20 protein-coding genes are annotated in these 25,511 nt (G+C 40.9%); 18 read left to right on the forward strand and 2 right to left on the reverse strand.

What is annotated here, in order from left to right:
• Nucleotides 1-229: 229 nt before the first annotated feature.
• Nucleotides 230-2,020, reverse strand: a complete 1,791-nt coding sequence (locus FNH22_RS23190; RefSeq protein WP_143400845.1) for an OmpA family protein — start codon at nucleotides 2,018-2,020, stop codon at nucleotides 230-232.
• Nucleotides 2,021-2,816: 796 nt separating this feature from the next.
• Between FNH22_RS23190 and FNH22_RS23195 the strand changes: the two genes are divergently transcribed.
• The 10 genes from FNH22_RS23195 to FNH22_RS23265 all read left to right on the forward strand — a co-directional run bounded on the left by FNH22_RS23195 (nucleotide 2,817) and on the right by FNH22_RS23265 (nucleotide 17,270).
• Entirely contained in the window at nucleotides 2,817-4,286 is a 1,470-nt protein-coding gene (locus tag FNH22_RS23195; RefSeq protein WP_143400846.1) for an ATP-binding protein, read from the forward strand.
• Between the two features lie 46 nt (nucleotides 4,287-4,332).
• Entirely contained in the window at nucleotides 4,333-6,708 is a 2,376-nt protein-coding gene (locus tag FNH22_RS23200; protein ID WP_143400847.1) for a PAS domain S-box protein, read from the forward strand.
• Nucleotides 6,683-7,084, forward strand: a complete 402-nt coding sequence (locus tag FNH22_RS23205; protein ID WP_143400848.1) for a PleD family two-component system response regulator — start codon at nucleotides 6,683-6,685, stop codon at nucleotides 7,082-7,084. The genes FNH22_RS23200 and FNH22_RS23205 overlap by 26 nt, the downstream gene beginning before the upstream one ends.
• On the forward strand, nucleotides 7,053-7,709 hold the full coding sequence (locus FNH22_RS23210) for a response regulator transcription factor (protein ID WP_143400849.1): 657 nt from the start codon (nucleotides 7,053-7,055) through the stop codon (nucleotides 7,707-7,709). Before FNH22_RS23205 ends, FNH22_RS23210 begins: the two co-directional genes overlap by 32 nt.
• A gap of 350 nt (nucleotides 7,710-8,059) precedes the next feature.
• Entirely contained in the window at nucleotides 8,060-8,698 is a 639-nt protein-coding gene (locus tag FNH22_RS23215; RefSeq protein WP_185154370.1) for an ATP-binding protein, read from the forward strand.
• A 281-nt stretch (nucleotides 8,699-8,979) separates the two neighbouring features.
• A complete protein-coding gene (locus FNH22_RS23220; RefSeq protein WP_143400851.1) occupies nucleotides 8,980-9,954 on the forward strand; it encodes a PorP/SprF family type IX secretion system membrane protein in 975 nt (324 codons plus the stop codon).
• A 23-nt stretch (nucleotides 9,955-9,977) separates the two neighbouring features.
• The gene (locus FNH22_RS23225) at nucleotides 9,978-10,412 is read left to right on the forward strand and encodes a gliding motility-associated C-terminal domain-containing protein (RefSeq protein WP_185154371.1); all 435 of its coding nucleotides are present in this window, start codon (nucleotides 9,978-9,980) and stop codon (nucleotides 10,410-10,412) included.
• A gap of 26 nt (nucleotides 10,413-10,438) precedes the next feature.
• Complete coding sequence (locus tag FNH22_RS32450) at nucleotides 10,439-15,712, forward strand: PKD domain-containing protein (protein ID WP_221420335.1); 5,274 nt, start codon at nucleotides 10,439-10,441, stop codon at nucleotides 15,710-15,712.
• Between the two features lie 89 nt (nucleotides 15,713-15,801).
• A complete protein-coding gene (locus tag FNH22_RS23260; RefSeq protein WP_143400853.1) occupies nucleotides 15,802-16,224 on the forward strand; it encodes a BLUF domain-containing protein in 423 nt (140 codons plus the stop codon).
• Between the two features lie 281 nt (nucleotides 16,225-16,505).
• The gene (locus tag FNH22_RS23265; protein ID WP_143400854.1) at nucleotides 16,506-17,270 is read left to right on the forward strand and encodes a hypothetical protein; all 765 of its coding nucleotides are present in this window, start codon (nucleotides 16,506-16,508) and stop codon (nucleotides 17,268-17,270) included.
• Nucleotides 17,271-17,353: 83 nt separating this feature from the next.
• Here the strand turns inward: FNH22_RS23265 and FNH22_RS23270 are convergent, their stop codons facing one another.
• Nucleotides 17,354-17,773, reverse strand: a complete 420-nt coding sequence (locus FNH22_RS23270) for a globin (RefSeq protein ID WP_143400855.1) — start codon at nucleotides 17,771-17,773, stop codon at nucleotides 17,354-17,356.
• A 99-nt stretch (nucleotides 17,774-17,872) separates the two neighbouring features.
• Here FNH22_RS23270 and mnmE point away from each other — a divergent pair, with 99 nt between their 5' ends.
• The 8 genes from mnmE (at nucleotide 17,873) to FNH22_RS23310 (ending at nucleotide 25,501) form a co-directional block, all read left to right on the forward strand.
• Nucleotides 17,873-19,243, forward strand: coding sequence for a tRNA uridine-5-carboxymethylaminomethyl(34) synthesis GTPase MnmE (gene mnmE, locus FNH22_RS23275; protein WP_143400856.1), 1,371 nt, complete (start codon nucleotides 17,873-17,875; stop codon nucleotides 19,241-19,243).
• Between the two features lie 242 nt (nucleotides 19,244-19,485).
• Nucleotides 19,486-19,839: a helix-turn-helix domain-containing protein gene (locus FNH22_RS23280; protein WP_143400857.1), complete on the forward strand. Its 354-nt coding sequence runs from the start codon at nucleotides 19,486-19,488 to the stop codon at nucleotides 19,837-19,839.
• On the forward strand, nucleotides 19,836-20,930 hold the full coding sequence (locus FNH22_RS23285; RefSeq protein ID WP_143400858.1) for a site-specific integrase: 1,095 nt from the start codon (nucleotides 19,836-19,838) through the stop codon (nucleotides 20,928-20,930). Before FNH22_RS23280 ends, FNH22_RS23285 begins: the two co-directional genes overlap by 4 nt.
• Entirely contained in the window at nucleotides 20,927-21,943 is a 1,017-nt protein-coding gene (locus FNH22_RS23290; RefSeq protein ID WP_143400859.1) for a DUF6617 family protein, read from the forward strand. Before FNH22_RS23285 ends, FNH22_RS23290 begins: the two co-directional genes overlap by 4 nt.
• Nucleotides 21,944-22,174: 231 nt before the next feature.
• On the forward strand, nucleotides 22,175-22,474 hold the full coding sequence (locus FNH22_RS23295; protein WP_143400860.1) for a helix-turn-helix domain-containing protein: 300 nt from the start codon (nucleotides 22,175-22,177) through the stop codon (nucleotides 22,472-22,474).
• The gene (locus FNH22_RS23300) at nucleotides 22,471-22,767 is read left to right on the forward strand and encodes a helix-turn-helix domain-containing protein (protein ID WP_143400861.1); all 297 of its coding nucleotides are present in this window, start codon (nucleotides 22,471-22,473) and stop codon (nucleotides 22,765-22,767) included. The genes FNH22_RS23295 and FNH22_RS23300 overlap by 4 nt, the downstream gene beginning before the upstream one ends.
• Nucleotides 22,754-23,674, forward strand: coding sequence for a BT4734/BF3469 family protein (locus FNH22_RS32455; RefSeq protein ID WP_143400862.1), 921 nt, complete (start codon nucleotides 22,754-22,756; stop codon nucleotides 23,672-23,674). Before FNH22_RS23300 ends, FNH22_RS32455 begins: the two co-directional genes overlap by 14 nt.
• A gap of 3 nt (nucleotides 23,675-23,677) precedes the next feature.
• Nucleotides 23,678-25,501, forward strand: coding sequence for a DUF3987 domain-containing protein (locus tag FNH22_RS23310; protein ID WP_143400863.1), 1,824 nt, complete (start codon nucleotides 23,678-23,680; stop codon nucleotides 25,499-25,501).
• Nucleotides 25,502-25,511: the final 10 nt, after the last annotated feature.

A 25,511-nucleotide genomic window follows, 5' to 3' on the forward strand; every position in this document is an offset into this window, starting at 1 on the left:
TTTCTAATTTATCCATTTGAATACCATGATGTCGTATTGTTCCGTCAAACCAAAATACATACCGTCACGGGTGCACAAGCTTATATAGTTGATAAGGGAGACCCTAGCTTGTTACAACATGCTTATTTTGCCATGCCCCCTCATCTGCTACTCAACCTTTGATATTAAATCCAATAAACTAAACGGTACATGAAATTTTCCATCTAAGCCTCCCAAACCTTTAAACGGTTCAGTTTTCTTCCGTTCTTCCCACAATCTTCACATCAGCACGACGATGGCCTTCGGGATCTCCCTCTTCATCAGTGATAGAACCATAACCGCGCGCTACCACCCTGTCTTCATTTAATCCATGACCGATGAGATAATCCAATACGATCAAAGCTCTTTTTTGAGATAATTGAAGGTTATAGCGGGGATTACCATCTTTACTGGCGTAGCCGGCTATGTCGATGTGTAAGACATCATATTTATTCAACAGTTGGATAATACTGTCCAACTCCGCCTGATGTTCGTCTTTAATGGAACTTTGGTCTGTGTTAAAGAATATTTTATGGACATGATCCATGATCTTAAGTTCATAATCCTCAAATGTTGTTTGAGTTGCTTCACTCTGTTTACCTGCTTGTGCTTTTGGTGGCTGCTGCGGATCATCGCTTTGCGTATTGACACGTTGGTTATTGGCAGCTATTAATTCTGCCGGTACATTTCCGCTGCCATGGTATTTTACCATAAAAATATCGGTAAACCCCACACCTCCTTCACGTACAGAAGCAAAGTAACCTGTACGTTGATCTTTAGAGGCATGGAAATAAATCTCATTATCAGGAGTATTAACAGGATATCCCAGGTTTTCAGGTTCCGACCAACTTTGTGTGGTACTATCATAAACCGACTTGAAGATATCAAAACCTCCATATCCTTTATGTCCTGAACTGCTGAAGTATAGCGTTTTACCATCATAAGCCAGAAAAGGGCTATCCTCATCATACTTGGTATTGATCACTGGCCCCAGGCTCTTTGACTTATACCATTTCCCTTTGTTATCCTTAATGCACATATAAATATCGCTGCCCCCTTCTCCTCCTGGTCGATTGCTGGTATAAAAAACCACATCACTGTTTAATGTCTCTGTTAATGAGTTTTCACTATAAACCGAAGAATTGATCTTGTTAGTGAGATATTTGGGCTTAGACCACTTCTCTCCATCAAAATCCGAATAATAAATATCCCCGTTATTTTCATCTTTATATAAGTACAAACGTTTACCATCTGCAGATAAGGCAATATTTGAATCGTGATACGCTGTATTTATAGGAGGGCCAATGTTTTTAGCCTTTTGCCATTCACCATTTACTTTGTGGGATATAAAGACATCTTCAAAATAGAAGTTATCTCTATCTACGTTAGGCGAAGTATTGTCTTCCTGACGTCGCGAAGTAAAGATCATGACATTTTCATCCTTATTTAACACCGGCGCATAGTCAGGCCAGACAGAATTAATATTTTCCCCCAGAGCTTGCATAGAATATTGTGCCGGACGTGTTATGATCTCTTTGCCGTTGTTACATTCCATAATGCGACGACTCACTCTAGTCGGGGGCACCCTGTCTTTACCGCGGTAACTGCGCGCGCTCATCACCTTCTTCTTATAACGTTCATAGTAACTTAATGCCTTATCAAAATCCAATCCGTAGTGGTAGGCACGTCCGATGTAGTAATCCAGATCAAACCGATAATTAGGCTTTTGTTCCTTTACACGTAACAGGTAAGTAACCGCAGCATCTTTATTGATAGTTTCCAGGTAAAGTTTACCTGCCATCCAATTAGCCTTCAAATTGGTAACATCAGCATTTGCCGCCTGAATGTAGAGTTCTTTAGCTATCTCGATCGCTTCCTTTTGCTGACGATAGATCTGATCGGCTTGCTCCATGTACTCCTGGGATATCCTGGCAGAATCCACCTGTGACAAGAGCGTACAAGGCACTTCAAAAAGTAATATAAAAATAAGTGAACGCCTCACTTTATATATAGTTAAAAAAATAGATCAGAAAAATAAGAATATTTTACTCCTTTTTCAAATTGCTAAAATTCTAATCCGTAATGTAAGAACCTAAAGTATTACTTTATCCACAGTTTCCAAACCATTAAGAGTCAAAAGATTCGAACTACCTAATTATCAGGCACTAAGAACTTATTTTCGTCAAAACTAAGGGTATACCCCTAGTGAATAGTCCTATTGAACTACAAAATATAACTATTTAATCACATGCTATTATTTGGATTTAATCTAAATAATACAACTCGTATTTTTTATAATTATTTGATAATCAATAATTTATATTAAAAAAAGAAGTGCTTTAATAAAAAAACACACTAAAAAGCATTGATTCATTACATCTTAAAAAAAAGAATAATAAAACAAATCAATACCTTAAATATTACTATTTGTATGATTTATGTAATTCTATAAGACAAAACTTGCTTTACAGATAGGAATTATGATCTCATAAAAACTTAGCAAACGAGCTAACTTCTGTTTAAGAAATTATCACTATGAAAAACCTTTATTAAAATGAAAAAAATTATTCACCAATATATTAAAGGAATATTAATAATGTGGATAATGCCGGAACTAACAGATATTCACAGATATTCTTTACCCCACCCTCATGACCGAATGCGTCGTGTAGCATGGCGAATGACAAAAAAGTAGTTATCAATTACTTGTCCTGAAATCTCTTGATTTTATATCAATACAAGTGACTTGATTGCCAACGCCACCCCTTCCAGTTTAACCACAATAAAAACTTTCACTCATGTGTGACCCTTTAAGGCGTGAAATTTTGACCATTCTATTCTTAGAAAAAGATGAAAATGATTTTGAAAGAATAACGAATGAACTGTCATCATCTTCTCAAACCTTTGACTTAAAACGTGCCAGATCACACAAGGAATTGGTGGAGGCACTTCAAAAAAACAGCCTGGACCTGATCATTTGCGACGACAACATCGATGGCTTATCCTGTGATGAAGCACTTCGAATAACCCGAAAGGTGGATCATTTAATTCCATTCATCGTCTTGTCTAACGATACCGGAGAAGCCGCTGCCGTAGATGCCATGCGATCGGGGGCTAACGATTACGTACTTAAAAGCAATTTGCGACGCTTGTTACCGGCCATCGAGCGCGAAATAAAAGCCGCCAGATTCAAAGTTAAACAAAGGCGGGACCGCAAGCTTCTTGTCTTATCGGAATTAAGGTATCAATTTCTGGCGGAAAGTATCCAGAATATTTTCTTCGCAATAGATTTTAACATGAGTTTCACCTATTGGAATGATGCTGCCCACCAAGAATTTGGTCAAGAAAATGTAATTCGTAAGCACCTTTATCATGTTTTCCCTGAATGGAAAAATGGACGGATGGTCAATCTTATCCAAAAATCTATTGCAAACCATGAGGTGCTACCCATTTCCTTTGCCAGGGGGGTACGTAAAAAAGACTTTTTCGAAGGAGATATTTACCCTTCCACTCAGGGCGTATCCATTCTGGTACGAAAAGTCACTGAACAGAGGAACAATCAAGATAAACTCGTAAGTCTTAATCAGGAGTTGGAAACGTTACTCTATCGCATTTCTCATGATTTAAAAGGTCCTGTAGCATCTGTGACAGGGTTGCTGAATGTTGCCTCAAAAGACCCTGAGTTCGAGAAACGGGATTTGATAGACAAAATGTATGGTAGCATTCATAGGTTAAATGACACATTAGTTGAATTACTCAACGTCACAAATATCAAACTTGGTGAACTAAATATAGAGGGTATAGCGGTACGTTCAACCATTGAAGATATCATGGAAAGTTTTGAATTTGCAGAAGGGTTCAATGAAATAGATAGTGAACTCGTCATGGATGATGATCTAAAGCTGGTCAGTGACCTGTCCCTGGTAAAAAGCATATGGCAAAACCTTATTGAAAACGCTATCCGGTACAGGAAAAAATCCAAAAGAAACAAGATAAAGATCATAGCGATCAGAAGTAAAGGAGGGGTCTTATTTAAAATATCAGATACGGGCCAGGGTATTCCCAGCAACCTTAGGTCTAAGGTATTCGAAATGTTCTTTCGTGGTAACACCGAGTCAGATGGTTCTGGCTTGGGTTTATACATCGTAAAAAATGCTCTTGACAAACTTAATGGGAGTATTCAGATAGACAGGCATTATACCAGGGGTACAATGTTCAAGGTATTCATGCCCAATCTAAAGGAATCAGTGATGTTGGTAGAAGGGTAAATAGAAACTAAAGCAAGTACATGAAACAATTTTAATATCACATCAAATGAACGCGTCCTTAGCGGTAAACATAATTCAACAAAAACAGCTGAAAGTGCTACAGGTACTGGTAGTTGATAATTCAGAGCAAGACTACAACTTGCTGGTTGACAAAATAAGGGATGAAGGTTTCGACATTATCTCACGTCGGGTAGAAACGCAAAACAACTTCAATAAAGCTTTATCAGAACATAGCTGGGACCTCATCATTAGCAACGATCACCTCCCCTCTTTTGACACTTCCAAGGCATTGTCTTTGGTTAGTGAAATCAATCCATCTCTACCCCTCATAGTGGTGTCTCGCTCTCATGTGGAGGGAACCACCGTTAATACCGTATCATCTGGCACTGATGATCATACCCACCAAAGCAATGTAGCCAGGCTGATACCGGTTGTACATCGTGTTATCAAGAATCATGAACATCGTATGGATAAAGGCATCATCCAAAATCAATTACAGAACAATCAAGATAACTACCAGCTATTAGCCAATCATGTACAAGACCTGGTATGTCTTCATGATACAAACGGAGATTATCAGTGGATAAGCCCATCCGTTACAAAAATACTGGGGTATACACCAAATGAATTGATCAAGGCCGGTGCTTTCTATGGAATTCATCCGGAGGACAAGAACCATTTAACCACCAGAATATTCGGCGCTATAGAAAGTGGTAAAGTACGTAATGTACAACGCTTCAATTATCGAAGGAGGCGTAAAGATGGTATTTACATTTATTTGGAGACGCTTGCGGAGCCAGTTTATGAAAAAAACTGCCTTATCAAAATAGTAAGCACCACACGTGATGTTACTGAACAAACTTTATCCAGTCAGCTGTTAGAAGAAAATCAAGCCCGGTATGAGGGAGTGTTAGAGAGCCTTTCAGAAGGCATTGTTTTGATCAATTATGATGGTATTATCATCACATATAATAAAAGTGCTCAAAAAATGTTGGATATTCCTAATCGGGATTACATCGGTATATCGAATGTATTAGAAACAAATTTTCAGCTCCTACAAAAAGACCATAAACCTTTTGACATTAAACACTTTCCTTCAACCATCACAGCCATAACTGGTTTAGGTCAACATAACAAAGTAATCGGTTTAAAAAAGAATGACCAGATACGTTGGGCATCAGTGACCACAGTACCCTATAAACTTTCTGCTTCCAAAAAGGGGGTAGTACTTTCTATCAACGACATCACCCAGGTATATCAGAGTGAAGAAAAAGCTCAAAAGGTGGCTGCTGAACTTGTAAGCCTGATAGAAACGGCCAATGCCCCTATTTTTGGTATTAACTGGTACGGAAAGATCACCGAATGGAACAACTATGCCACCAAAGTAACCGGATTTTCTAAAGAGGAGGTCCTTGGAAAAAGCCTGTTACAGGAGTTCATTGCCGATGGACATCGGGAAATTGTAAAATCACTGTTCAAGAAGATATTACGTGGTAAAAATGCCACAAACTATGAACTCCCAATGGTAACCAGAGGAGGTCAGACAGTAACCATGCTATTCAACGGCACTCCCAGAAGAGACTATGAGAACAGAATAGTGGGAATGTTAGGCGTCGGACAAGACATTACTGAACTGATTGATTACCGGGACAAACTGGAATCAAAAGTGGAAGAACGTACCATCGAGCTTCAGGAAGCATTGAAAAAAGAAAAAGAACTGGTTTCGCTGAAATCAAAATTTGTTTCCATGGCTTCCCACGAATTTAGAACACCTCTAACTACCATACAATTTGCTTCTGACTTCATAAAAAATTACGGAGAGAAAAAAGGGTGGGATGCTGTACACGTTAAGCTAAATAAAGTAGACGAGCAGATCCGCCACATGACACACTTGCTGGATGACGTGCTTGTAATGGGCAAAAGTCAGGCAGGCATGATCAAAGTAAACAGATCGTTACTATCGGTTTCTGAATTTTGTCATAAAATAATAGAAGAAGTATCTTATCAGACTGGTTATACACATACCGTCGAGGACGTAATAATTAGCGATACAGACACTATTTTTTGTGATGAAAAACTCATGAGAAATATTCTGATCAACTTATTGAATAATGCCATAAAGTTTAGCCCAAAAGGTGACAGAGTTCGACTGGAAGTCACATGTAAAAAAGGTGCGCTTCGTGTATTGGTGAAGGACTGGGGATTGGGAATAGAAAAAGAGGAAAGAGAAAAAATATTTGAAGCATTCCATCGCAGTGACAGAGTAAGTGGTATTTACGGTACCGGATTAGGCTTATCTATTGTAAAAAAGGCGGTGGAAATACTAGACGGAACAATCACTGTAGAAAGCGTGGTAAAGAAAGGAACCACTTTTATTGTAACCCTACCTGTAGATTATGAAAAAGAAAATATTAGTAATTGATGATAAACCTGGTTTGCTTGAAGAACTGGAAGACATTCTCGTGATGGAAGGGTATGAGGTGTTCATCGCTTGTAATTTATTACAAGGCATTAAACAATTACATAACAAATCACCTGATCTCATTATTACTGATTTCATGCTGTCTTATCGATCAGGTAATGATCCTGTGGAGGATATTAATGCGCTGAAGGCTGATAAAAATATTCCTATCATACTATTATCCGGTAATACAGATAAAGAAAGTATTAATAAAGCCAAACAGGTCAGTGTTGATCACTTTTTAAAAAAACCCTCCTCCTCTAACCAACTGGTAAAAACAGTTTATACAACAATCTACAAAGACCATGAACAACCTCAGATTAATTCTTGTCGATGACCACCAGCTCCTGCTGGAAGGAGTTGCTTCTATGTTACAAAACATAGAATATGTCAAAATCATAGCCAAGGCTTCCAGTGGTGAAGAAGCCATTAACCTGGCAGGTGAGCTAAAACCTGACATTATATTAATGGATATTATGATGCAGGGGATGAATGGTATTGAAGCGACAAGATGGATCAAAGAACAAAATGACACCGTCAAGATCATACTCCTATCGAGTGAAGTAAATGAAGAATTTGTGACTACGGCTGTTAAGGCGGGTGTCGATGGGTATCTACCAAAAAACGCAAATAAAAACATGCTACTTCAAGCCATTAACACAGTAAAAACAGGGGAAAAATTCTTTTCACAAAGTATTACTAATATTATTCTGGAATCATTTTACAAACAACAGTCCGGCAAAGGATCTAAGACGACAGGCAAAAGTGACCTTACCCATCGCGAAAAAGAAGTATTAGAACACGTGGCACTGGGCAAATCAAACCAGGAAGTGGCAGATGACTTATTCATCAGTGTTAAAACTGTAGAGACACATAAAACAAATATTTTGTCCAAGTTAGGACTCCGCAATACTGCTGAATTGGTAAAGTATGCGATCAAAAACAAATTCATTGAAATTTGAACCTCCATCACGCATAGTTCGATAATGAGTATGAGAACCGGCATGGACCTTTCTAAAAATCAGAACAAACCCTTAGTACATTTGGCATTCCCTGAAATGAGAATAGATTATAAATCGTGTAATTCATCTCAATGCATTACTATTCTTTGTTCACGCACTACTATACAGGGGTAAAACCTGCACAGGTAAATCAGTATTTCCCCTATAAGTTACATTTATTTTTTTTCTTTCTTCATAAAAGATTTCCTGGCTGTTGTAGAGCCATAACAGAAATCATCAAACAGGAAAAGTCTGTAGGATATATAGAACCTTCAGAGGTGAGCATGCGAAAGAATTAAGTAATGAAAGAAATGAAGCGGGAGAGAGAAGAATACAAGGAAAGTATTTTCAATACGGAAAAGACTAATCACATAAAGAAGGGGCAAGGTGTAACGGGCACTTTCATCGACAGCTATCCAACATCCGATGAAATCAATAAACACCTATCTGCAAAAACAACCCATTGGAATACACATCGCATAGACTTCTATAACTTAATACATACTGCGCTTCACGCGGCGATGAGATATAGAAAAACTGTAGACATAGACTGGGACATACAAATAAACCAACCCTCTGTCTTTTTCTCAGATCGTTTCAGACTTCTGATCCTATTGAACTTTATTTTGAAAAACGTTATCAACACATTGAACTCTGATAAAGAAGAGCAGTTAGTTTCAATTGAAGTAACTGCAACATCAAAAGAAGTCGGTATACAAATTACAGATAATGGAGAAGGCGCTTCAAAAGCTGTAAAGAACTGCATTTATGCTTTGTTCGAACGTGTTGTGAAAAGCTCTCAAGGTTTTGATATGGGATACCATTTGTTCAATGACGGCATAGAATACATTCAAGGGAGTATCAATATTTATTCCTCTCCGGGCATAGGGACACAATACAACATTAAACTCCCAAATAAGCTACCGCAGGAAGGTAATCTTACAATTTAGGCATATCGGCTTACCTGCAGGTCCTGGAAACCCTTTACCCCTCTGTCCGTACATTAAAAACCTAAGTGTATTCCCTTACAAGGGTAACTTGTATTCCCTGGGAAACAATCACGATTTCCAATCACCTAAACCTTTGATAATCAAAAAAACAAGCATTTAAGGATGTTTAACACCATTTTATAAGAGGATTTCCTTAGCCTGTATTTCAGCCTTTTCCTGAGAAAGAAGACCCATTGAATTTTCAACTTTAAGTTATTGGAAGAGAAGAAAATTATGCGCTGATGAAAAAACCAATTTATACCGTTCTGTTACTCTTTATATTGTCAGTTCCGAATAGCCATGCACAAGAACCCAGGTTTTCACAATTTTATGCTAACCCGGTCTTCCTGAATCCCGCCCTGGCAGGTATTGCGAAAAAGGACAGGTTTATTGTAGCTCACCGACAGTTAGGTGCTGATTCCAATCTTTTTACGACATCTTCTGTATCTATGGACGGAACCTTGGGCACCAGTTCAGGCTGGGGAGCACAGGTACTACGCGATAGCCAATTCGGTGGATTGATGAACACCACATCCTATAACATTTCACTCGCTCACAGGATAAAACTGGGTAAAAATAATGAACTGGGTCTAGGCCTTAAAATGGGTATCTATCAAAAGACACTGGATTGGGGTCGACTTACTTTTGAGGACCAATTCGACGAACGTATGGGCCTGACCAATTCGACAAACGAAGCCTTCGGTCGTAATAGTGTGTCTAACGGTGACATATCAGTCGGGCTGCTTTATACCTCAGAACATTTTTTTGGAGGTTATTCCATTAGTCACATCAACCGGCCTAAAGAAGATTTCTTCACGGAATCCGATCAACGGTTAAGTGCAAAATACACCTTGCATGCCGGTGGAATTATAAACCTCAAACACCATAGAAAAGAAGGTCACAAACTTTCACCTAATTTTATTTACGAACGTATCGGCCAATTTGAGCATTTGAACCTGGGCATGTACTATGGGGCTGATATATGGACAGTGGGTACCTGGTACAGGTGGGATGACGCACTGGTCTTTTCGCTGGGAATGAATCTGAATAGTGTCAAACTGGGATATAGTATTGACAAACCTCTATCCGACAGCACAAATACACTGAATACCGCCCATGAAATAACATTTGCCTATTCTTTTACACTGGTAAAAAAGCAAAAGGTTAAAAACACCTATAAAGGTAAATGCCCCTCTTTCCAAAAGTTACTTTTCTAATGCCACTTTTTGAAAATCACACCATGAAAACCATTATTCCAATACTTCTGACCCTCTTATCAGGATTGCATAGCTTCACAACACTGGCGCAAGATGCAACACCGATCATTTATCGTATAGTGGCTGTAAGTGATGCCGACAGTACTGTTCAAAGTATTTCCAATGATATTAACCTGTATCTGCCACTAAAGATTTACCTGCCTACGGCTTTTTCTCCAAATGGTGACGGCCTGAATGACACATTCGGCGCAGTAGGTGAAGGTATTGATAACTACAAGCTTACAGTCTACAACCGTTGGGGTGAGATCCTTTTTTCCTCACAACAACTCGCTCACAAATGGGATGGTCTGTACAAAGGCGCTCCCGTACCTTTCGGAACTTACACTTACGAAGTGCAGGCCCGGGGAAGTGAATTTGGAAAAATATATAAGACCGGCAATGTCACCGTACTCAACTAGATCAGTCTTTCTAACCCATCGTCATCGTGAAAAATTTCTTTGCTCTATTACTATCCGGCTTTTGCTGCTCTGTTTTCGCACAATCCAATACTATAGAAGCCAGTACGGCAGGTGGGTGCTTACCTTTGACCGTATCTTTTCAGTTTTCTTCCCCTGAAGTTCAAAGCTACTCGTGGGACTTTGGCAACGGAAGTTCCTCTAATATAGCAGCGCCTAATGTACTCTATGATGTCGCCGGAGAATATGAAGTGACTTTAACGGTCACTAATACGAATAATCAAACTGAAACTTACAGAATAGAGCATCCCATTACTGTAGTTAACAAACCTACTGCTGATTTCACCTTATCTTCCAATATAGTTTGTAATAACGATATCGTTACATTCCATAACAATTCTTTAGATGCCGATAATTACCGGTGGGATTTTGGTGACGGCACTACCTCTTCAGAAGAAAATCCTACACATCGCTATGAAAAAGCAGGAAGCTATAGCATCACATTAATAGCTACCAGCGCCTTCGGATGTTCAGGTGTAAAAGTATTAAGTAATGCCGTAACTATAAATGATATAGCAGGATTAGGTTTCGAGGCTGACATTACATCTAGCTGTGAAAATGCCCCGGTTATCATGTTCAATTCTGAGGGAGCGCATACTTCGCAGCTCTGGGATTTTGGTGACGGCAACACAACCTACGGCACAACAGTACAACACACTTACGCATCGCCAGGTATTTACACGGTAAGTTTATCTGTAGAAAATAGTGACGGCTGCCAGGCTACAATAGTAAAATCTGACTACATAGAGATATTCAACGCAGCCGGTGGGATTATCACCTATTCGGACTCTATAATATGTGCGGGTAATGAGGTCACTTTCCTTGACGAATCATCCGAACTCACCAGTATTACCTGGACATTTAATGATGGATTCACTTCCACTGAAAATCCTTTGACACGAAGCTTCCGAACATCAGGCACCTATAGCTTCAGTGCTGTCACTACGGATACCAGGGGATGTTCTTCAGTACAAGAATTCACAGAAGCCATACGGGTGGCCAGTGCTTTAACACCTGATATTCAAACATCCACCCTGGAAGGGTGTGCGCCTCACACGATAACATTTAATAATACAACTGCCGATGGGGCTCTTTTTTCCTGGGAGATCGATGGATTGAGTTTTCAGGGAGCCTCGGCCAATTACAAATTCACACGGCCCGGGGTTTATTCGTTTTCAGCAAAAACCATACATACTTCAGGATGTGAAAATATCATAGCATATGACAGTACCATTATCATTCATGATACGGACATTAACATATCCGCCTCAGCCCATTCCGGGTGTGTTCCGTTGGTCACTTCTTTAGCGCTCAATACCTCAAATGTAACCGATGTGAGCTGGGATTTTGGAAATGGGAATATATCAACCGAGCTCGCTCCTAAGGCTTACTTTTCAAATCCGGGGAGATACAATATACAAGTCAGTTTTATTAATGAATATGGGTGTCCCACCACTCTGGCGCTACCTGATCCAATAATCGTATTAGATACTGTTATCCGGTATACTGCCCCACCTCCTATCCAGACCTGTAAATCCGTCAATGTATTTTTTAAAGGGGGTATGGGGCGTGATTCCTGGCATTGGGATTTTGGTGATGGCAATACTTCCTCCGAAACTGATCCGATACATATCTACAACGAACCTGGTATCTATAATGTGTCGTTAACCACAAATAACAGAAACGGGTGCCGTACTACTATCCCTGATTATAATCAGATCATTGTCAATGACCTGCATGCAGCGTTTCAGGCTACGGTAGTTGACACTACCGAACAATGTCCAAATTTTTCTATCCGGTTTCAAAACCTGGTTCCGGAAGCATCGCATTATCTATGGACTTTTGGTGATTATACAACATCAACGGAGGCCAACCCACTCCATAAATACACCAGCACCTCGCAAGTGAATGTGACACTCCAGGTCTGGAATGCAGCAGGATGTCAGGCGTCTACTATCAACATTGTATCCCCTCCCAGGTCTGTATGCACCCTTCCCGAAGATCCGGATACTCCTATGGAGGGGGAAAGTACCATTGATGTTATCAGTAACTATGGACAGGTCCTTAAATTCTGCACTGCCCCCGCCAGCATCCTGATGGCTAACCCCAGGCCTGGCGCTATAAGCTGGTTATGGAGCTTTGGTGATGGAAATACATCCACCCTGAAAAACCCGGATCACACTTTTTTTGCAGAAGGTTCCTACCCTATTGACGTTATCTCTTTTTATGCCGATGGCGACATAGACACACTCAAAGCATACAATACAGTAGTTATTAAGAAGCCGGAAATTGACTTCGAATATTCAAAAAGGTCCGGTTGTAATGGCACAGAATTAACCTTCAACAATACTTCCACATTATTAAACACCTCCTTTTGGGAATTTGGTAATGGTGAAAGTTCTACAGAGACAAACGCAAAAGTAACTTACACCTCCTCCGGAGTATACCAGGTAGCGCTGACGGCATCTGATACGTTGGGATGTGAATCTAAAATTGTAAAGAATATCATCATTGGGAACCCCTACCTCCAATACAACTACCCGAATAACGTCTGTAGTGACGAGCCTGTACACATCACACATAATATTGAAGGGTTTAAAGGCTTTGAATGGGATTTTGGCGATGGCACCTCAAGTTCAGATACCTATCCTACACATGTATACACCAATGCCGGCAGACATAAAGTAAAGGTCGATGCCATAGATATCAATGATTGCAGCACTACATTTATACTCCCATACGCTATCACGGTAAACGACCCTGTGGCGGACTTCGAGGTGTTAGGAGACACCTTAGGATGCAACTTATTAAGCGTTTCCTTCGATAATTTATCATCTGATACAGAAAAGTTCTTTTGGAGTTTTGGCGAAGGGATCTCCTCTTCAGAACCTGATCCGCAAAAAGTCTTTACCAGCGGCACATACTCTATTACTCTTGTAGCTGCTAAAAATGGCTGCAGTGATACATTGAGTATAAAAGACTTTATACAGGTGGATGAAGTAATAGCGGACTTTGCATACTCACAGGACCAGCTTTGCTTGCCCATCACCATAAGCTTTACAGATAAAAGCACCGGTGCCATAAACTGGGACTGGGATTTTGGTGATGGCATGCGTTCTACGGAGCAGAACCCTGTGCATACTTATTATGATTTTCCGGAAAATGATATCACCCTGAAAATTGGAAATGAGAATGGCTGTGCACAAAGTGTCACCAAATCAACACAACATTTTTTTAGAGTGGCATTTTCAGCCAGTACAACGCAGGGCTGTGAACCACTTCCCATAGACTTCACCAGTGATATACGTGATGCCGTAGAATGGTTTTGGGACTTCGGGGATGGTGGCGGCTCTACGGAACAAAGTCCAAATTATGTGTACGATAAAATAGGAGACTACACGGTAACCCTGATCAGTAAATCAGCAACCGGATGTTATGACACTCTCGTTAGACCGGATTATATACACGTCACTAAAGTGGTGGCCGGGTTCTCGGCTGATATCAACGAGATAACGTGCTCGCCTTTATTAGTAAATTTTCAAAACAGTTCCGTCGGGGCCACTAAATACCAATGGGATTTTGGCGATGACGCAGCCTCTTCCAACCTCACTCCTTTTCACACCTATACCTCAGTAGGTCAATTTGATGTAAGGCTGATCGCTGAAAATGACCTGGGTTGTCGTGATACGCTGTCCATGAATAATTTTGTAACTACGGTAGGTCCGGATGCTGGTTTTAGCCTATCAGATTCTACGGTATGTCATCCGCAGCAAATCCAGTTTAAAGATCTGTCTGTGGCCGCAGTGCAATGGGAATGGTTTTTTGGCGATGGCAACAGCTCCAATGAACCGCACCCTTCGTATACCTATGAACAGCCCGGTAGCTATACTGTATCGCTACTGGCTACCGGTACACAAGGGTGCAAACAGTTGGTCAAATATGAAAACCTGAACGTCTTTCCAAAACCAGAGGCAGGGTTCCGGATTGACGATTACACAAACTGTATGCCAGTGACTGTATCAGTGACTAATACCTCCCAAAACTTACAAAACGCTACCTACTCATGGAACCTCGGAAACGGCAATCAATCGGCGGCTTTTGAGCCTGAAATCCTATACACTGAACCAGGTATGTTCCCATTGTCACTTACCGTAGTAAATGAGTTTACCTGCTCAGACACCTATACTCTGGACAGAGAGATCATCGTTTACGATACTACTTTCGTACCTGAGCCAGATGTATCTCAACTGTCTGTAATGGAAAACAGTAGAATTGAAGCGTCCTACGCGCCCTTTTCCTGGAACCATCTCAAATTTCATGTAGTATTCAAAGAGGGTAGTAACGGCTTTGTGGTATATGATACCCTTTATGCCAATGCTTCCACTACCTACAGTGACACTGCTGTAAACCCGGTAGAAAGCGCCTATGCTTACCGTTTTCAAACACATACTTTTTGTCAGCCTTCGGTCAATTTAGCGGATCTCACTAATTACAGGTCAATTCAAATGACGGCCACCGCTTATGAAAATGACATCCGGCTACGCTGGACTCCCTATGAAGGTCATGATTTCAATCAATATGTCATCGTAAGGAAACCGGAAAATGGCCATTGGAATGAGATTGCACGTGTACCAGGAAACCAGCGTACCTTTTCTGACCGGGAAAATCTTTGTCCTTCTACCTACACCTACCTGGTCAAAGCCGTTGACCTGGATGGGTCAACACATTATTCATCGAGCAACACCGCAAAAGCCACCCCGGTAAAGAATGTATTCCTCGAACAGCAAGTGGAAATAATTCGTAGTACGGTAAAAGAAAACACGTTTGTTTATACGGAATGGAAAGCACCTGAAATCGGGCCGGATAAGGTATCTCATTACGAAGTACTGAGGTCCACTGATGCCATAAATTTCAACATTATAGAAGAAGTACCGTCAGGCATAACCAGTTATTTTGACGAGCAGGTAGACGTCGCTGCTCAAAATTATATTTACAAGATAAATGTGGTCAACACCTGTGACATAGGGGCGAAAGAAAGTAACACAGGCTCAAGTATACTACTCCAAAAAAAGACCCGGCAATATCAAAACTTACTATTCTGGAATCCTTACACCGGCTGGACATCGGATGTTAAACATTACTTACTTCAGCGTAAGGATAGCTACGGTACCTGGGAAACCTTACAAGTACTGGACAATGACCAAAACAGTTTTAATGTAGATCTGAATAATGGGGAGAATTAAGGTGAGACCAATTTCTGTTACAATAGTAAAGTACTCGCTTCCTGCCCTGTCAGTAAATAAATAATTGAACTAAATCAAAAAAAACTGTCATGGGAAAACTATATCACTTAGTCTATTCAAGTAAACGAGCTCCCCACTGCTCAGACGAAGAAATTAAAAAAATACTCGCGTCTTGCAAAAAAAACAATCCACTGGAAAACGTTACGGGGATCTTAATACACTCTGATAATAGATTCATACAATATATAGAAGGCGATAAAAACATACTCAAACTATATGACAAAATCAAAGAGGATGATCGTCATTACAACGTCAGGTTACTTGGATATCGCACCATAAAAAATCGAATTTTTCCAAGTTGGCAAATGGGGTTTAAAAACATCGAAAAATTAGGCTTTAACACTGACATTAGTAAAGAAGATATTGTAATTTTTAACAATATGATCAATGGGGACACACCAGAACAAAACATTGGAATATCTCTTTTGAAACGTTTCTTTGAAAAAGCTTAACAATGTCACCAAAGCAATATTTAATTCTTCACACAATTATCTTCACCTGGTATCCAAACACAGGAGGCTGTGTTTCCCATCGTAAATACACCCTGGCAGAAGGGCAATCCTCCAAAAATTGCAATATCTTCGCATAGACCGTGAAAAAAATGGTCCGGAGCATTAAATGCGAGATCAGGAGTTAAAACATTCTACTGATTGTCCGGGATAACCCAGGCTTTTGCACTTTAGCTTTAAACCAAAAGACATTTAAAGACAAATCATTCCAAATTATAATCGTTATGAAAAAATCCCCGTTATGTATCGTGTTTTTTATGCTCAGTTTGTCGCTAATGGCCACCGAAACAAAGGTGACGGTAAGGGCCAAAGCTAAAGACGCAAAATTTATTGGATCATCCATAGGTGGCGCTTACATCATTATTAGAAATACCTTGACTGATGAAATATTGGCCCAGGGAAAAACAGAAGGTTCCACCGGGAATACCACGCTGATCATGAAAACGGACAGAAAAAGAGGTGTGCCAATTTCGGATGAACATTCTGCCAAATTCCTGGCTACGATTGATATTGAAGAGCCCGTATTTGTGAAAATTGAAGCACATGCCCCTCTTAATCGTAAACAGGCCACTGCTGTTGCAAGCACTGAATTATGGCTCATTCCGGGAAAACATCTTTCAGGAGATGGGGTAATTCTGGAGGTCCCGGGTTTTGTCGTAGACATCTTAAACCCAAGAACACATCAATATATAAAACTTGATGATGTTAAGAACACTCCTTTTAACATTCAGGCAAACGTAGTAATGATGTGTGGCTGTACGATCAGTTCAGGGGGGACATGGAACTCCGATGACATGGAGGTTAGCGCTATTGTAAAAAAGGACGGAGTGCTTTTCAATGAACTTCCATTGGCGCTGGCTTCCGTTAATTTGTTTGAAGGGAGCATTAGAATAACCGAACCCGGTCATTACGAAGTGATCGTTTATGCGTATAACGAAAAAAGCGGAAATACAGGAGTCGATAAAGTCAACTACGTGATCTCACAATAAGCATGAGCGGATGAATAACATGGTTACCCAAATCGTGCTTCATTCCTCAAAAGGAAATCGACTTGGATATTACTACTAACACATCAATACTTATTTAAAATGAATTCAATACCGGCATCAATCACGTTGTTCCAGGACTTTCTCAGGGCAGCATCATATTTTCGATCATATATTTCTACTGTATCAAGTAACGCACTTTTCCAAATGGGATAAAGTTTTGGATCAACATTTAGCCCCATCCTGGAATGAGATTCAGCGATACGTTCTAACCCTGATTCTCCTGAGTTGCTACCATCTGCAAACATTATGATAAGACTAATAGCATGTCGCAATGCTTTGTACTGGGCACCAAAATCAGTGGTGATAAATTTTTCAGCAACCTGCACATTACTGGACAGGAATCTATCATAAAATGAAATGACAAAATCACCACTTGCCAGACAACGCCGGTAGCTACTTTGAACATTTAACACCTGATCTTCAGCCAACTTGTGTTTCTTCATTATTTATAACTTTAAATTTGCAAACATACAGATCAGATTAAAAGCAAGATATGAGCCGAATCAAACAATCCATTGATATCAGTCAGACTATTTCCTAGTATGCAAAACACACAAAACGATACGATTGTAGCACTTTCTACGGCACCCGGCGTAGGGGCCATTGCTGTTATACGTCTTTCTGGTAATGAGGCCATTACACTTACCAATAAAGTGTTTCATGGAAAAGACCTGGAAACACAGGAAAGCCATACTATTCACTTCGGTACCATCCGACAGGAGGACCGGGTAATTGATGAGGTATTGGTCTCTCTTTTCATAGCACCAAAGTCATTTACGAAGGAAAATGTAGTGGAAATATCTTGCCACGGATCTCCCTACATTGTTAAGGAAGTGATCAAAGTGCTACTAACTACAGGTGCACGACTGGCCAGGCCCGGAGAGTTCACTCAACGTGCCTTTCTAAATGGTCAGTTTGACCTGGCACAGGCAGAAGCCGTAGCAGACCTGATCAACGCGGACTCAGCCGCGTCACATGAAGCAGCTATTAAGCAAATGCGTGGTGGCTTTTCAGAAAAGATCAAACAACTACGTGAAGAGTTGATCCATTTTGCTTCTATGATAGAGCTGGAGCTGGACTTTGGCGAAGAGGATGTAGAGTTTGCTGACCGTAACGACCTAAAAGCGCTTATCAACAACCTGCAAAGCGCCATTGGTCACCTGATCTCCAGCTTTGACCTGGGTAATGTCATTAAAAATGGTGTACCCACCGTAATTGCCGGAAAGCCTAATGCAGGGAAATCCACATTGCTCAATGCCTTGCTGAATGAAGAAAAAGCCATTGTCTCTGACATTGCAGGTACTACCCGGGATGTGATCGAAGACGAGATTAATATTGAAGGGATCACCTTCCGCTTTATTGATACAGCCGGATTACGTGAAACATCCGATACAATTGAAGCCATTGGAGTGGAACGGACGAAAGAACAAATGAAAAAAGCCTCCCTGATCATTTACCTGGTCGATCTGGCTGCCGACAACATAGTAGATGTTAACCGTGAAGTAAACCGACTCGAAAACCTGGACATCCCCTTCCTGCTTGTAGGCAACAAAACGGATAAAGCCAACCCCGAACTACTGGCAAGTATCAAAAAAATGGACGGCACCCTGCTTATTTCTGCCTTTCTAAAGGAAAACCTGGACGTTTTGAAAGATCGCCTGCTGCAGATCGTCAACCTGGACAGTTTTAAAACGGGAGATACCATTGTCACCAATATCCGCCACTTCGATAACCTGGTAAAAACACGCGATGCCCTACAAGATGTACTCAATGGCCTGGCCAATAACGTAACGGGAGATTTCCTGGCCATGGATATCCGGCAGGCATTGCATTACCTTGGGGAGATTACAGGAGAGATTACTACAGATGATCTGCTGGCGAATATTTTTTCCAAGTTTTGTATCGGAAAGTAATTACTTTTCAGATAGTACGCTAAATACTTCTTTTACTTGCTTTTAGAGGGTTTTTCCTTCTCTTTCTTGTTGCTAATTTTCCCATATTTTCGTATCTTTCGTTACTAATTTGTTGCTAATAGCTCTGATTTTGTTGTTAGCAACAAATATTTGAAGGACTGGGGAGATTATGTTACATACAGATACATCCTGATACAAAGGGATACACTCTGATACATAATCAAGCCTCCAACGGAAACATCATGAGTAGCAACATTCGAGTTCCAAAAATCTGTCAGCACTGCGGTAACGAGTTTATCGCAAAGACTACTGTTACTAAATACTGCAGTGACACCTGTGCCAAGCGTGCCTACAAAAAACGCAAGAGAGATGAGAAGGTACAGGAAGTAGCCCCTACTGTAATTCAGAAAAAGGAATACAATCAGGTACAAGTCAAAGACAAAGAGTTTCTCAGCATTGCAGAAACCTGCAAGCTACTTGGAGCAAGCCGAATGACCCTTTACCGTCAGATCAAAGACGGCAAGATCAATGCAGCTAAGATTGGTAGCCGTACCATCATCAAGAGAGAAGAAATCGAAAAACTGTTTCAGGCATGAAAGTAACACTCAGAAAACGCAATCAGGGAGGCAAGACAAGTTTATACCTTGACTACTACTACAAAGGGAAGCGTAAAACCGAATACCTCAAACTCTACCTTGACCCTAAAGCCAAGACCAGAGAAGAAAAGGACGTCAATAAGAAGACGTTGCAACTAGCAGAGACTATCCGAGCACAGCGACAAATTGAAATCCAAAACGGGGTTTATGGATTCCGAGACAATGAGAAAATGAAAGGCAGCTTTCTGGCTTACATTGAAATGTTGGCAAACCAAAGACAGGACAGCCCAGGCAATTACGGCAATTGGACAAGCATGCTCAAACACCTAAAGGCGTTTTGCACTTATGAGGTTACTTTCTCTGATGTAGACAGGCAGTTTATTCAGGATTTCAAATACTTCCTTGACAAAAAAGCCATAGCACACGGCAATCAGAAACTATCTCAAAACTCCAAGTACTCCTACTTCAATAAACTGCGAGCAGCATTAAAGCAAGCAGTCAAAGACGGAATCCTACCTACCAATCCGAGTGAAGGAGTTGACGCTTTTAAGCAAGGCGAACCAGAAAGAGAATTTTTGACAATGGAAGAGCTGCAAGCAGCCGCCAATACAGAATGTGAAATCCCACAGATGAAAACGGCATTCATATTTTCATGCCTCACTGGTCTGAGGTGGTCAGACATTAATAAGCTACTTTGGTCAGAGGTGCAGCATTCAAATGATAACGGGTATTACATCCGATTTAGGCAGAAAAAGACCAAAGGAGCAGAAACCCTCCCTATCTCAGAGCAAGCCTTCGGACTATTAGGAGATAGAACCGAACCAGAGGACAGGATATTTGTAGGATTGAAGTATTCAGCCTGGCACAACCTGAAACTACAACAATGGATGATGAAAGCTGGAATTACCAAGACGATTACTTTCCATTGTGCCAGACACACCTACGCTACATTACAGCTTTCAGCAGGCACGGACATTTACACGGTTTCCAAACTCTTAGGACACAAAGAGCTAAAGACAACACAGGTCTATGCAAAAATCATAGATGAGAAAAAGAAAGAAGCAGCCAATAAAATCCAACTCGACTTATGAGCAACCAAACCAAAATACTTGATGACATTCTCTACCAGAAGCTACGCCCCTGGTTAGATCAAAACAGCTTGGATCAAAAGTTTGCCTCTAAGATTTCCACCGTCAGATCGGTGAGCACGGATTATCCTTTCAAATATGAAATAGACTTTCTCCGACCTACGGACAACAAGACCAAGTATTACAACAAACTTATCCTGAACAATACCAAAGAGGAATGCACCAAAATCGTTAATCTGATTCAGGAGGATGATAACGAGAAATTGATCAAGTATTGGTTGGAAGACACACTCAACAAACGCATTAAAACCCGATTAAAAGACATTGGAAAGCTCATTAAAGAAAAGGACTATGCACTAACGTACATAGATCCGAAAAAAGCATCCTTTGAATTAGATCAAACCCACAAGGCTAATACATTCATCATCCAACTATTGAAGCTCGCATACATGCAGCTATACTTGGAGATTCAGGCAGCGTTCGGTAGCTATATTGAAGACAAACTCATTGAACAGGATTTCTATACCCAGCTACTTTTTGAACCCGTACCAGATGAAACGTTCATCAAAGAGATTCAGGTAATTGAAATAGAAGCCAAACCAGAACCTAAGACAAAACGGCAACAGTCCAAAACTCCAAGTGCTGTTCATTCATTTACCTATACGCAGCTGAACACGAACCCCGACAAACTTACTGATCTTTGGGACAGCTTGAAACTCAACAACCTTATCAGTAAGCACACCACGCTGGTAAACTTCAAAAAAGTATTCTCAGGCAGTGAGATTAAAACCCCGGTACAATGGACAGGAAATATCAGTGAGCTATTCTATTTCATTAAATTGATGTACTCAGATCACAAGCTGGTGGAAGACCTCAAGCAAAAGCAATGGGAAGTGACTTGCCAATGTTTTGTTGATGCTGACGGCAACACCTTCGAAAGGTCAAAGTTCAGGTCACTAAAGCGACCTAACCTAACAGGTGACACGATTGAAAAGGTAGTAGCCCACCTCATTTGATCCACTCTGCACTATACTCCTGTTGTCTTTTTTCTGTTTTTCTTTAGTCCTCTTTTTCCCAAAAAGTGGACTTTCTCTTTTTGTCTCCCACTCTGCACTCTGCACTCTACACTGCACCACGTTTCAAAGCCTAATAACGGCCTTTTCACCCTTCTACTTTAGCATCGTATTCGACAATCGGATATGACTTTTGGCCAAGAGTCCATTCATTAATTCTTAACAGAATAAATCATGGACGAAATATTAGAACGTCTTGATAATCTCCAACGCATGATTGAAAGCCAGGGGATTTACACGAAAGAAGTTTTGAACTTCAATGAGGCTTGCCAGTATCTGGAGCTTTCACAATCTCACTTGTACAAGCTCACCAGTGCAGGGAATATTCCACACTACAAGCCCAACGGGAAAAAGCTCTATTTCAAGCGAACGGAGTTAGAAAGCTGGTTGCTTCGCAACCGCAATTCCACTCAGGAAGAAATAGACCGAAGAGCAGCAGATTACCTAATCAAGAAAGGGAGGGTAAAGCTATGATTGAGGTATTAGACATGCTCCTGAAACTCTCTCAGGACGTAAAGACGATCAAGGCTTACCTCCTCAATTCTCATCGTTCCAGATTGGAACAATTCAATGATGAGTGGATTGATGGACAAGATGTAATGCAAACGTTGCATATCAGCAAACGCACCTTGCAATCCCTTCGGGATAGCGGCACACTCCCATATAGCCGAATTAATGGAAAGTTCTATTACAAGGTTTCCGATATGGAAGCTCTGTTGGACTCTAACTACTCACCTTCAAAATCAAAGCATTATGGAGATCAGTAGAGAGGCCATATTGAGTAAGACACACTACGGGCTGAACATTTATGCCTTTGTGTTGCGACAATACTATCAAGGTGAAACAGTCCTTTCCCTTTCGGGAAGGGTCTGTAAACCTGCCAAGAACCCATTCAATGAAGACAAGCCAACATTGATGGTCAAGATAGTTGACAATATGGCAAGCCACACAGACGAAGAAGGTGCAATCCATGAAGGCAATGTCTTCGACTTTGCTTCATTGCATTTCAAGCTCGAAGGGCAAGCCCTTCTCGATAAGATCAATGAAGAGCTGTATTTGATAATTGGCAAAGAGAGAGGCTTTTATGATCGGGAAGAGTCACAACCTACGGTTGTTGTCCAGGAGATCAAAAAACCTACACCACCAGTTTTCAGCTATTTTCAAAAGCCTGTTACCAATATCAAACCCACTCGTCAAGTCTCATTAATTGAGGTGTACCACCTCATTAAAGGCAATGACTTTGCTACGTGTACAAGTACACTTCGTAGCATGAGTGAGGTCAAAGAAGCAAGGAAATACAAGGCATTCAATTTCGATTACGTGACCTTTTCAGGTACTTTCTCCAAGAGGAATGACGCAAACCTCCAGAAGCATTCTGGTTTGCTCACAATCGATTTTGACCACATTCAGGACATTGCCACTCTCAAAGCATCATTGCTCAATGACCATTATTTTGAAACGGAGCTATTGTTTATCTCTCCTTCAGGTGATGGGTTGAAATGGGTGATCCCTATTGACTTGACTCAGGCAAAACATCAGGACTATTTCAAGGCAGTGGCAAACTACGTTTTCCACACCTACCAGATCGAAATAGACCAATCGGGCAAGGACATTTCCAGAGCATGTTTCCTACCCCACGACAAAGACATATTCATCAACCCTAAATACATATAGGTTATGGAGCGAAAAACATTCAATCCGCTGGAATGGCTGGATAAGCCAGAGCAGCAAACAAAAGTTACAGAGCAAACACATATCGAGATAACTACTTCAATGGAAGAAGTAGAAAGAATCATACAATACATAGAATCCAACAGCACAGATATTACCTCCGCTTACAGCGATTGGGTAAACATCGGCTTTGCCTTCGCAGATGAATTTGGTGAATCAGGAAGAAACCTTTTTCACCGAATCAGTCAATTCTACCCTGACTATTCCTCACAAGAATGCGACAAGCAGTTTGACAACTGCCTAAAGGCCAATGGTCAGGGTGTTTCATTGAAAACCTTCTTTTATCATGCCAAGCAAGCTGGCATTCCTTTGGCTTCTCCAAGAGCAGAGCCACAGATCAGGAAGCACACCAATAGCTCGGTAGGTCGAGAACCATCCAATGACCAAATAACAGAGGTTAAAAACGAACCTGAGCAAATGCCTACCTTTCCTAAATCCCTATTTCCTGAACTTCCTGAGTTTCTGCAAAAGGTGGTGCAGGTTGACAGTTCTGATGAGGAAAGAGATATACTATTGCTTGGATCACTTGCAGCGATCAGTGCATGCTTACCAAAAGTATCAGGCATCTATGATGGCAAAAGAGTTTACGCCAATCTGTTTCTATTCATTACCGCCCAGGCATCCGCAGGGAAAGGTCGTTTGGTACATTGTAGGCAATTGGTCAACCCTGTTCACAAAGAGTTTCGGGAACAAGCCAAAGCACACAAACAACACTATGAATTAGAATTAGCGGAGTACAATGCCAACAAAGGCAAAGTTGAAGGAATTGAGAAACCAGCCAAGCCACCTGAAAAAATGCTCTTTATCCCTGCAAACAACAGTTCTACGGGAGCGTATCAGCTTTTAGGTGATAGTGATGGCAAAGGACTCATCTTTGAAACAGAGGGCGACACATTAGCTCATGCCTTCAAGAGTGATTATGGCAATTACAGTGACGGCTTTAGGAAAGCCTTTCATCATGAAACCATCTCCTACTATCGTAGGACTGATCGTGAATATGTGGACATAGAAAGTCCTTGCCTTTCTACAGTTTTGTCAGGCACACCCAAGCAGGTATCAGCACTCATTCCGAATGCTGAAAACGGGCTTTTCAGCCGTTTTATCTTCTATTACATGAATGTTCGCCCTGTGTGGAAGAACGTATTTGCTTCGCAAACTACGAACGGGTTGGATGACTACTTTGATGCTCTGGGCAATGACTTCTTTACCCTTTACAGTTCATTGAAGATGAGTCAAGACGTTCAGTTCTTTCTTACAGCCGATCAACAGGATCAATTCAATGCGTTCTTTGGTGAGGTACAGGATAAGTACATGAGTATTCAGGGTATTGACTACATGGCTACCATCCGAAGGTTAGGGCTTATTGCCTATCGCTTCTGCATGATATTCTCCGCTTTGCGGATCATGGAGACAGGCGAAACATCATCCAAGATGATCTGTGAAGAAAGAGATTTTCAAACTGCACTGGCCATGATTCGGGTGTTAATCAAACATTCCAGCAAAGTGTTTAGTGAATTACCAGAGGACGCACCCAAACCGAAACGGCTAAACAGGAAAGAGAAGTTTCTGTCTCAGTTACCCAAACGCTTCAACAGACAGAAGTATTTAGAGACAGCTACCAGCCTCAATATCCCTCACAAAACAGCCGAAGGATACATTACCGATTTCTGCAAGTCTGGTCTCATACACCGTGAATCTCAGGATAACTACATCAACACCTCTATTGAGGATGTTGAGGATATTAAGGAAATCAAGGAAGACAAAGCCTGATAGGCTTTTC

Origin of the sequence: Fulvivirga sp. M361, assembly GCF_007097395.1 — a bacterium.
In the GTDB taxonomy this organism is placed as follows: domain Bacteria; phylum Bacteroidota; class Bacteroidia; order Cytophagales; family Cyclobacteriaceae; genus Fulvivirga.

What these genes read in the sequence shown, in the direction of transcription:
- mnmE (WP_143400856.1), top strand. Translation starts at nt 17,873, where the DNA reads ATGCAAAACACACAAAACGATACGATTGTAGCACTTTCTACGGCACCC.
- FNH22_RS23270 (WP_143400855.1), bottom strand. Translation starts at nt 17,773, where the DNA reads ATGAAGAAACACAAGTTGGCTGAAGATCAGGTGTTAAATGTTCAAAGT.
- FNH22_RS23285 (WP_143400858.1), top strand. Translation starts at nt 19,836, where the DNA reads ATGAAAGTAACACTCAGAAAACGCAATCAGGGAGGCAAGACAAGTTTA.
- FNH22_RS23260 (WP_143400853.1), top strand. Translation starts at nt 15,802, where the DNA reads ATGGGAAAACTATATCACTTAGTCTATTCAAGTAAACGAGCTCCCCAC.
- FNH22_RS23265 (WP_143400854.1), top strand. Translation starts at nt 16,506, where the DNA reads ATGAAAAAATCCCCGTTATGTATCGTGTTTTTTATGCTCAGTTTGTCG.
- FNH22_RS23295 (WP_143400860.1), top strand. Translation starts at nt 22,175, where the DNA reads ATGGACGAAATATTAGAACGTCTTGATAATCTCCAACGCATGATTGAA.
- FNH22_RS23215 (WP_185154370.1), top strand. Translation starts at nt 8,060, where the DNA reads ATGAAGCGGGAGAGAGAAGAATACAAGGAAAGTATTTTCAATACGGAA.
- FNH22_RS23310 (WP_143400863.1), top strand. Translation starts at nt 23,678, where the DNA reads ATGGAGCGAAAAACATTCAATCCGCTGGAATGGCTGGATAAGCCAGAG.
- FNH22_RS23210 (WP_143400849.1), top strand. Translation starts at nt 7,053, where the DNA reads ATGAACAACCTCAGATTAATTCTTGTCGATGACCACCAGCTCCTGCTG.
- FNH22_RS23220 (WP_143400851.1), top strand. Translation starts at nt 8,980, where the DNA reads ATGAAAAAACCAATTTATACCGTTCTGTTACTCTTTATATTGTCAGTT.
- FNH22_RS23195 (WP_143400846.1), top strand. Translation starts at nt 2,817, where the DNA reads ATGTGTGACCCTTTAAGGCGTGAAATTTTGACCATTCTATTCTTAGAA.
- FNH22_RS32455 (WP_143400862.1), top strand. Translation starts at nt 22,754, where the DNA reads ATGGAGATCAGTAGAGAGGCCATATTGAGTAAGACACACTACGGGCTG.
- FNH22_RS23205 (WP_143400848.1), top strand. Translation starts at nt 6,683, where the DNA reads ATGAAAAAGAAAATATTAGTAATTGATGATAAACCTGGTTTGCTTGAA.
- FNH22_RS23200 (WP_143400847.1), top strand. Translation starts at nt 4,333, where the DNA reads ATGAACGCGTCCTTAGCGGTAAACATAATTCAACAAAAACAGCTGAAA.
- FNH22_RS23300 (WP_143400861.1), top strand. Translation starts at nt 22,471, where the DNA reads ATGATTGAGGTATTAGACATGCTCCTGAAACTCTCTCAGGACGTAAAG.
- FNH22_RS23290 (WP_143400859.1), top strand. Translation starts at nt 20,927, where the DNA reads ATGAGCAACCAAACCAAAATACTTGATGACATTCTCTACCAGAAGCTA.
- FNH22_RS23280 (WP_143400857.1), top strand. Translation starts at nt 19,486, where the DNA reads ATGAGTAGCAACATTCGAGTTCCAAAAATCTGTCAGCACTGCGGTAAC.
- FNH22_RS23225 (WP_185154371.1), top strand. Translation starts at nt 9,978, where the DNA reads ATGAAAACCATTATTCCAATACTTCTGACCCTCTTATCAGGATTGCAT.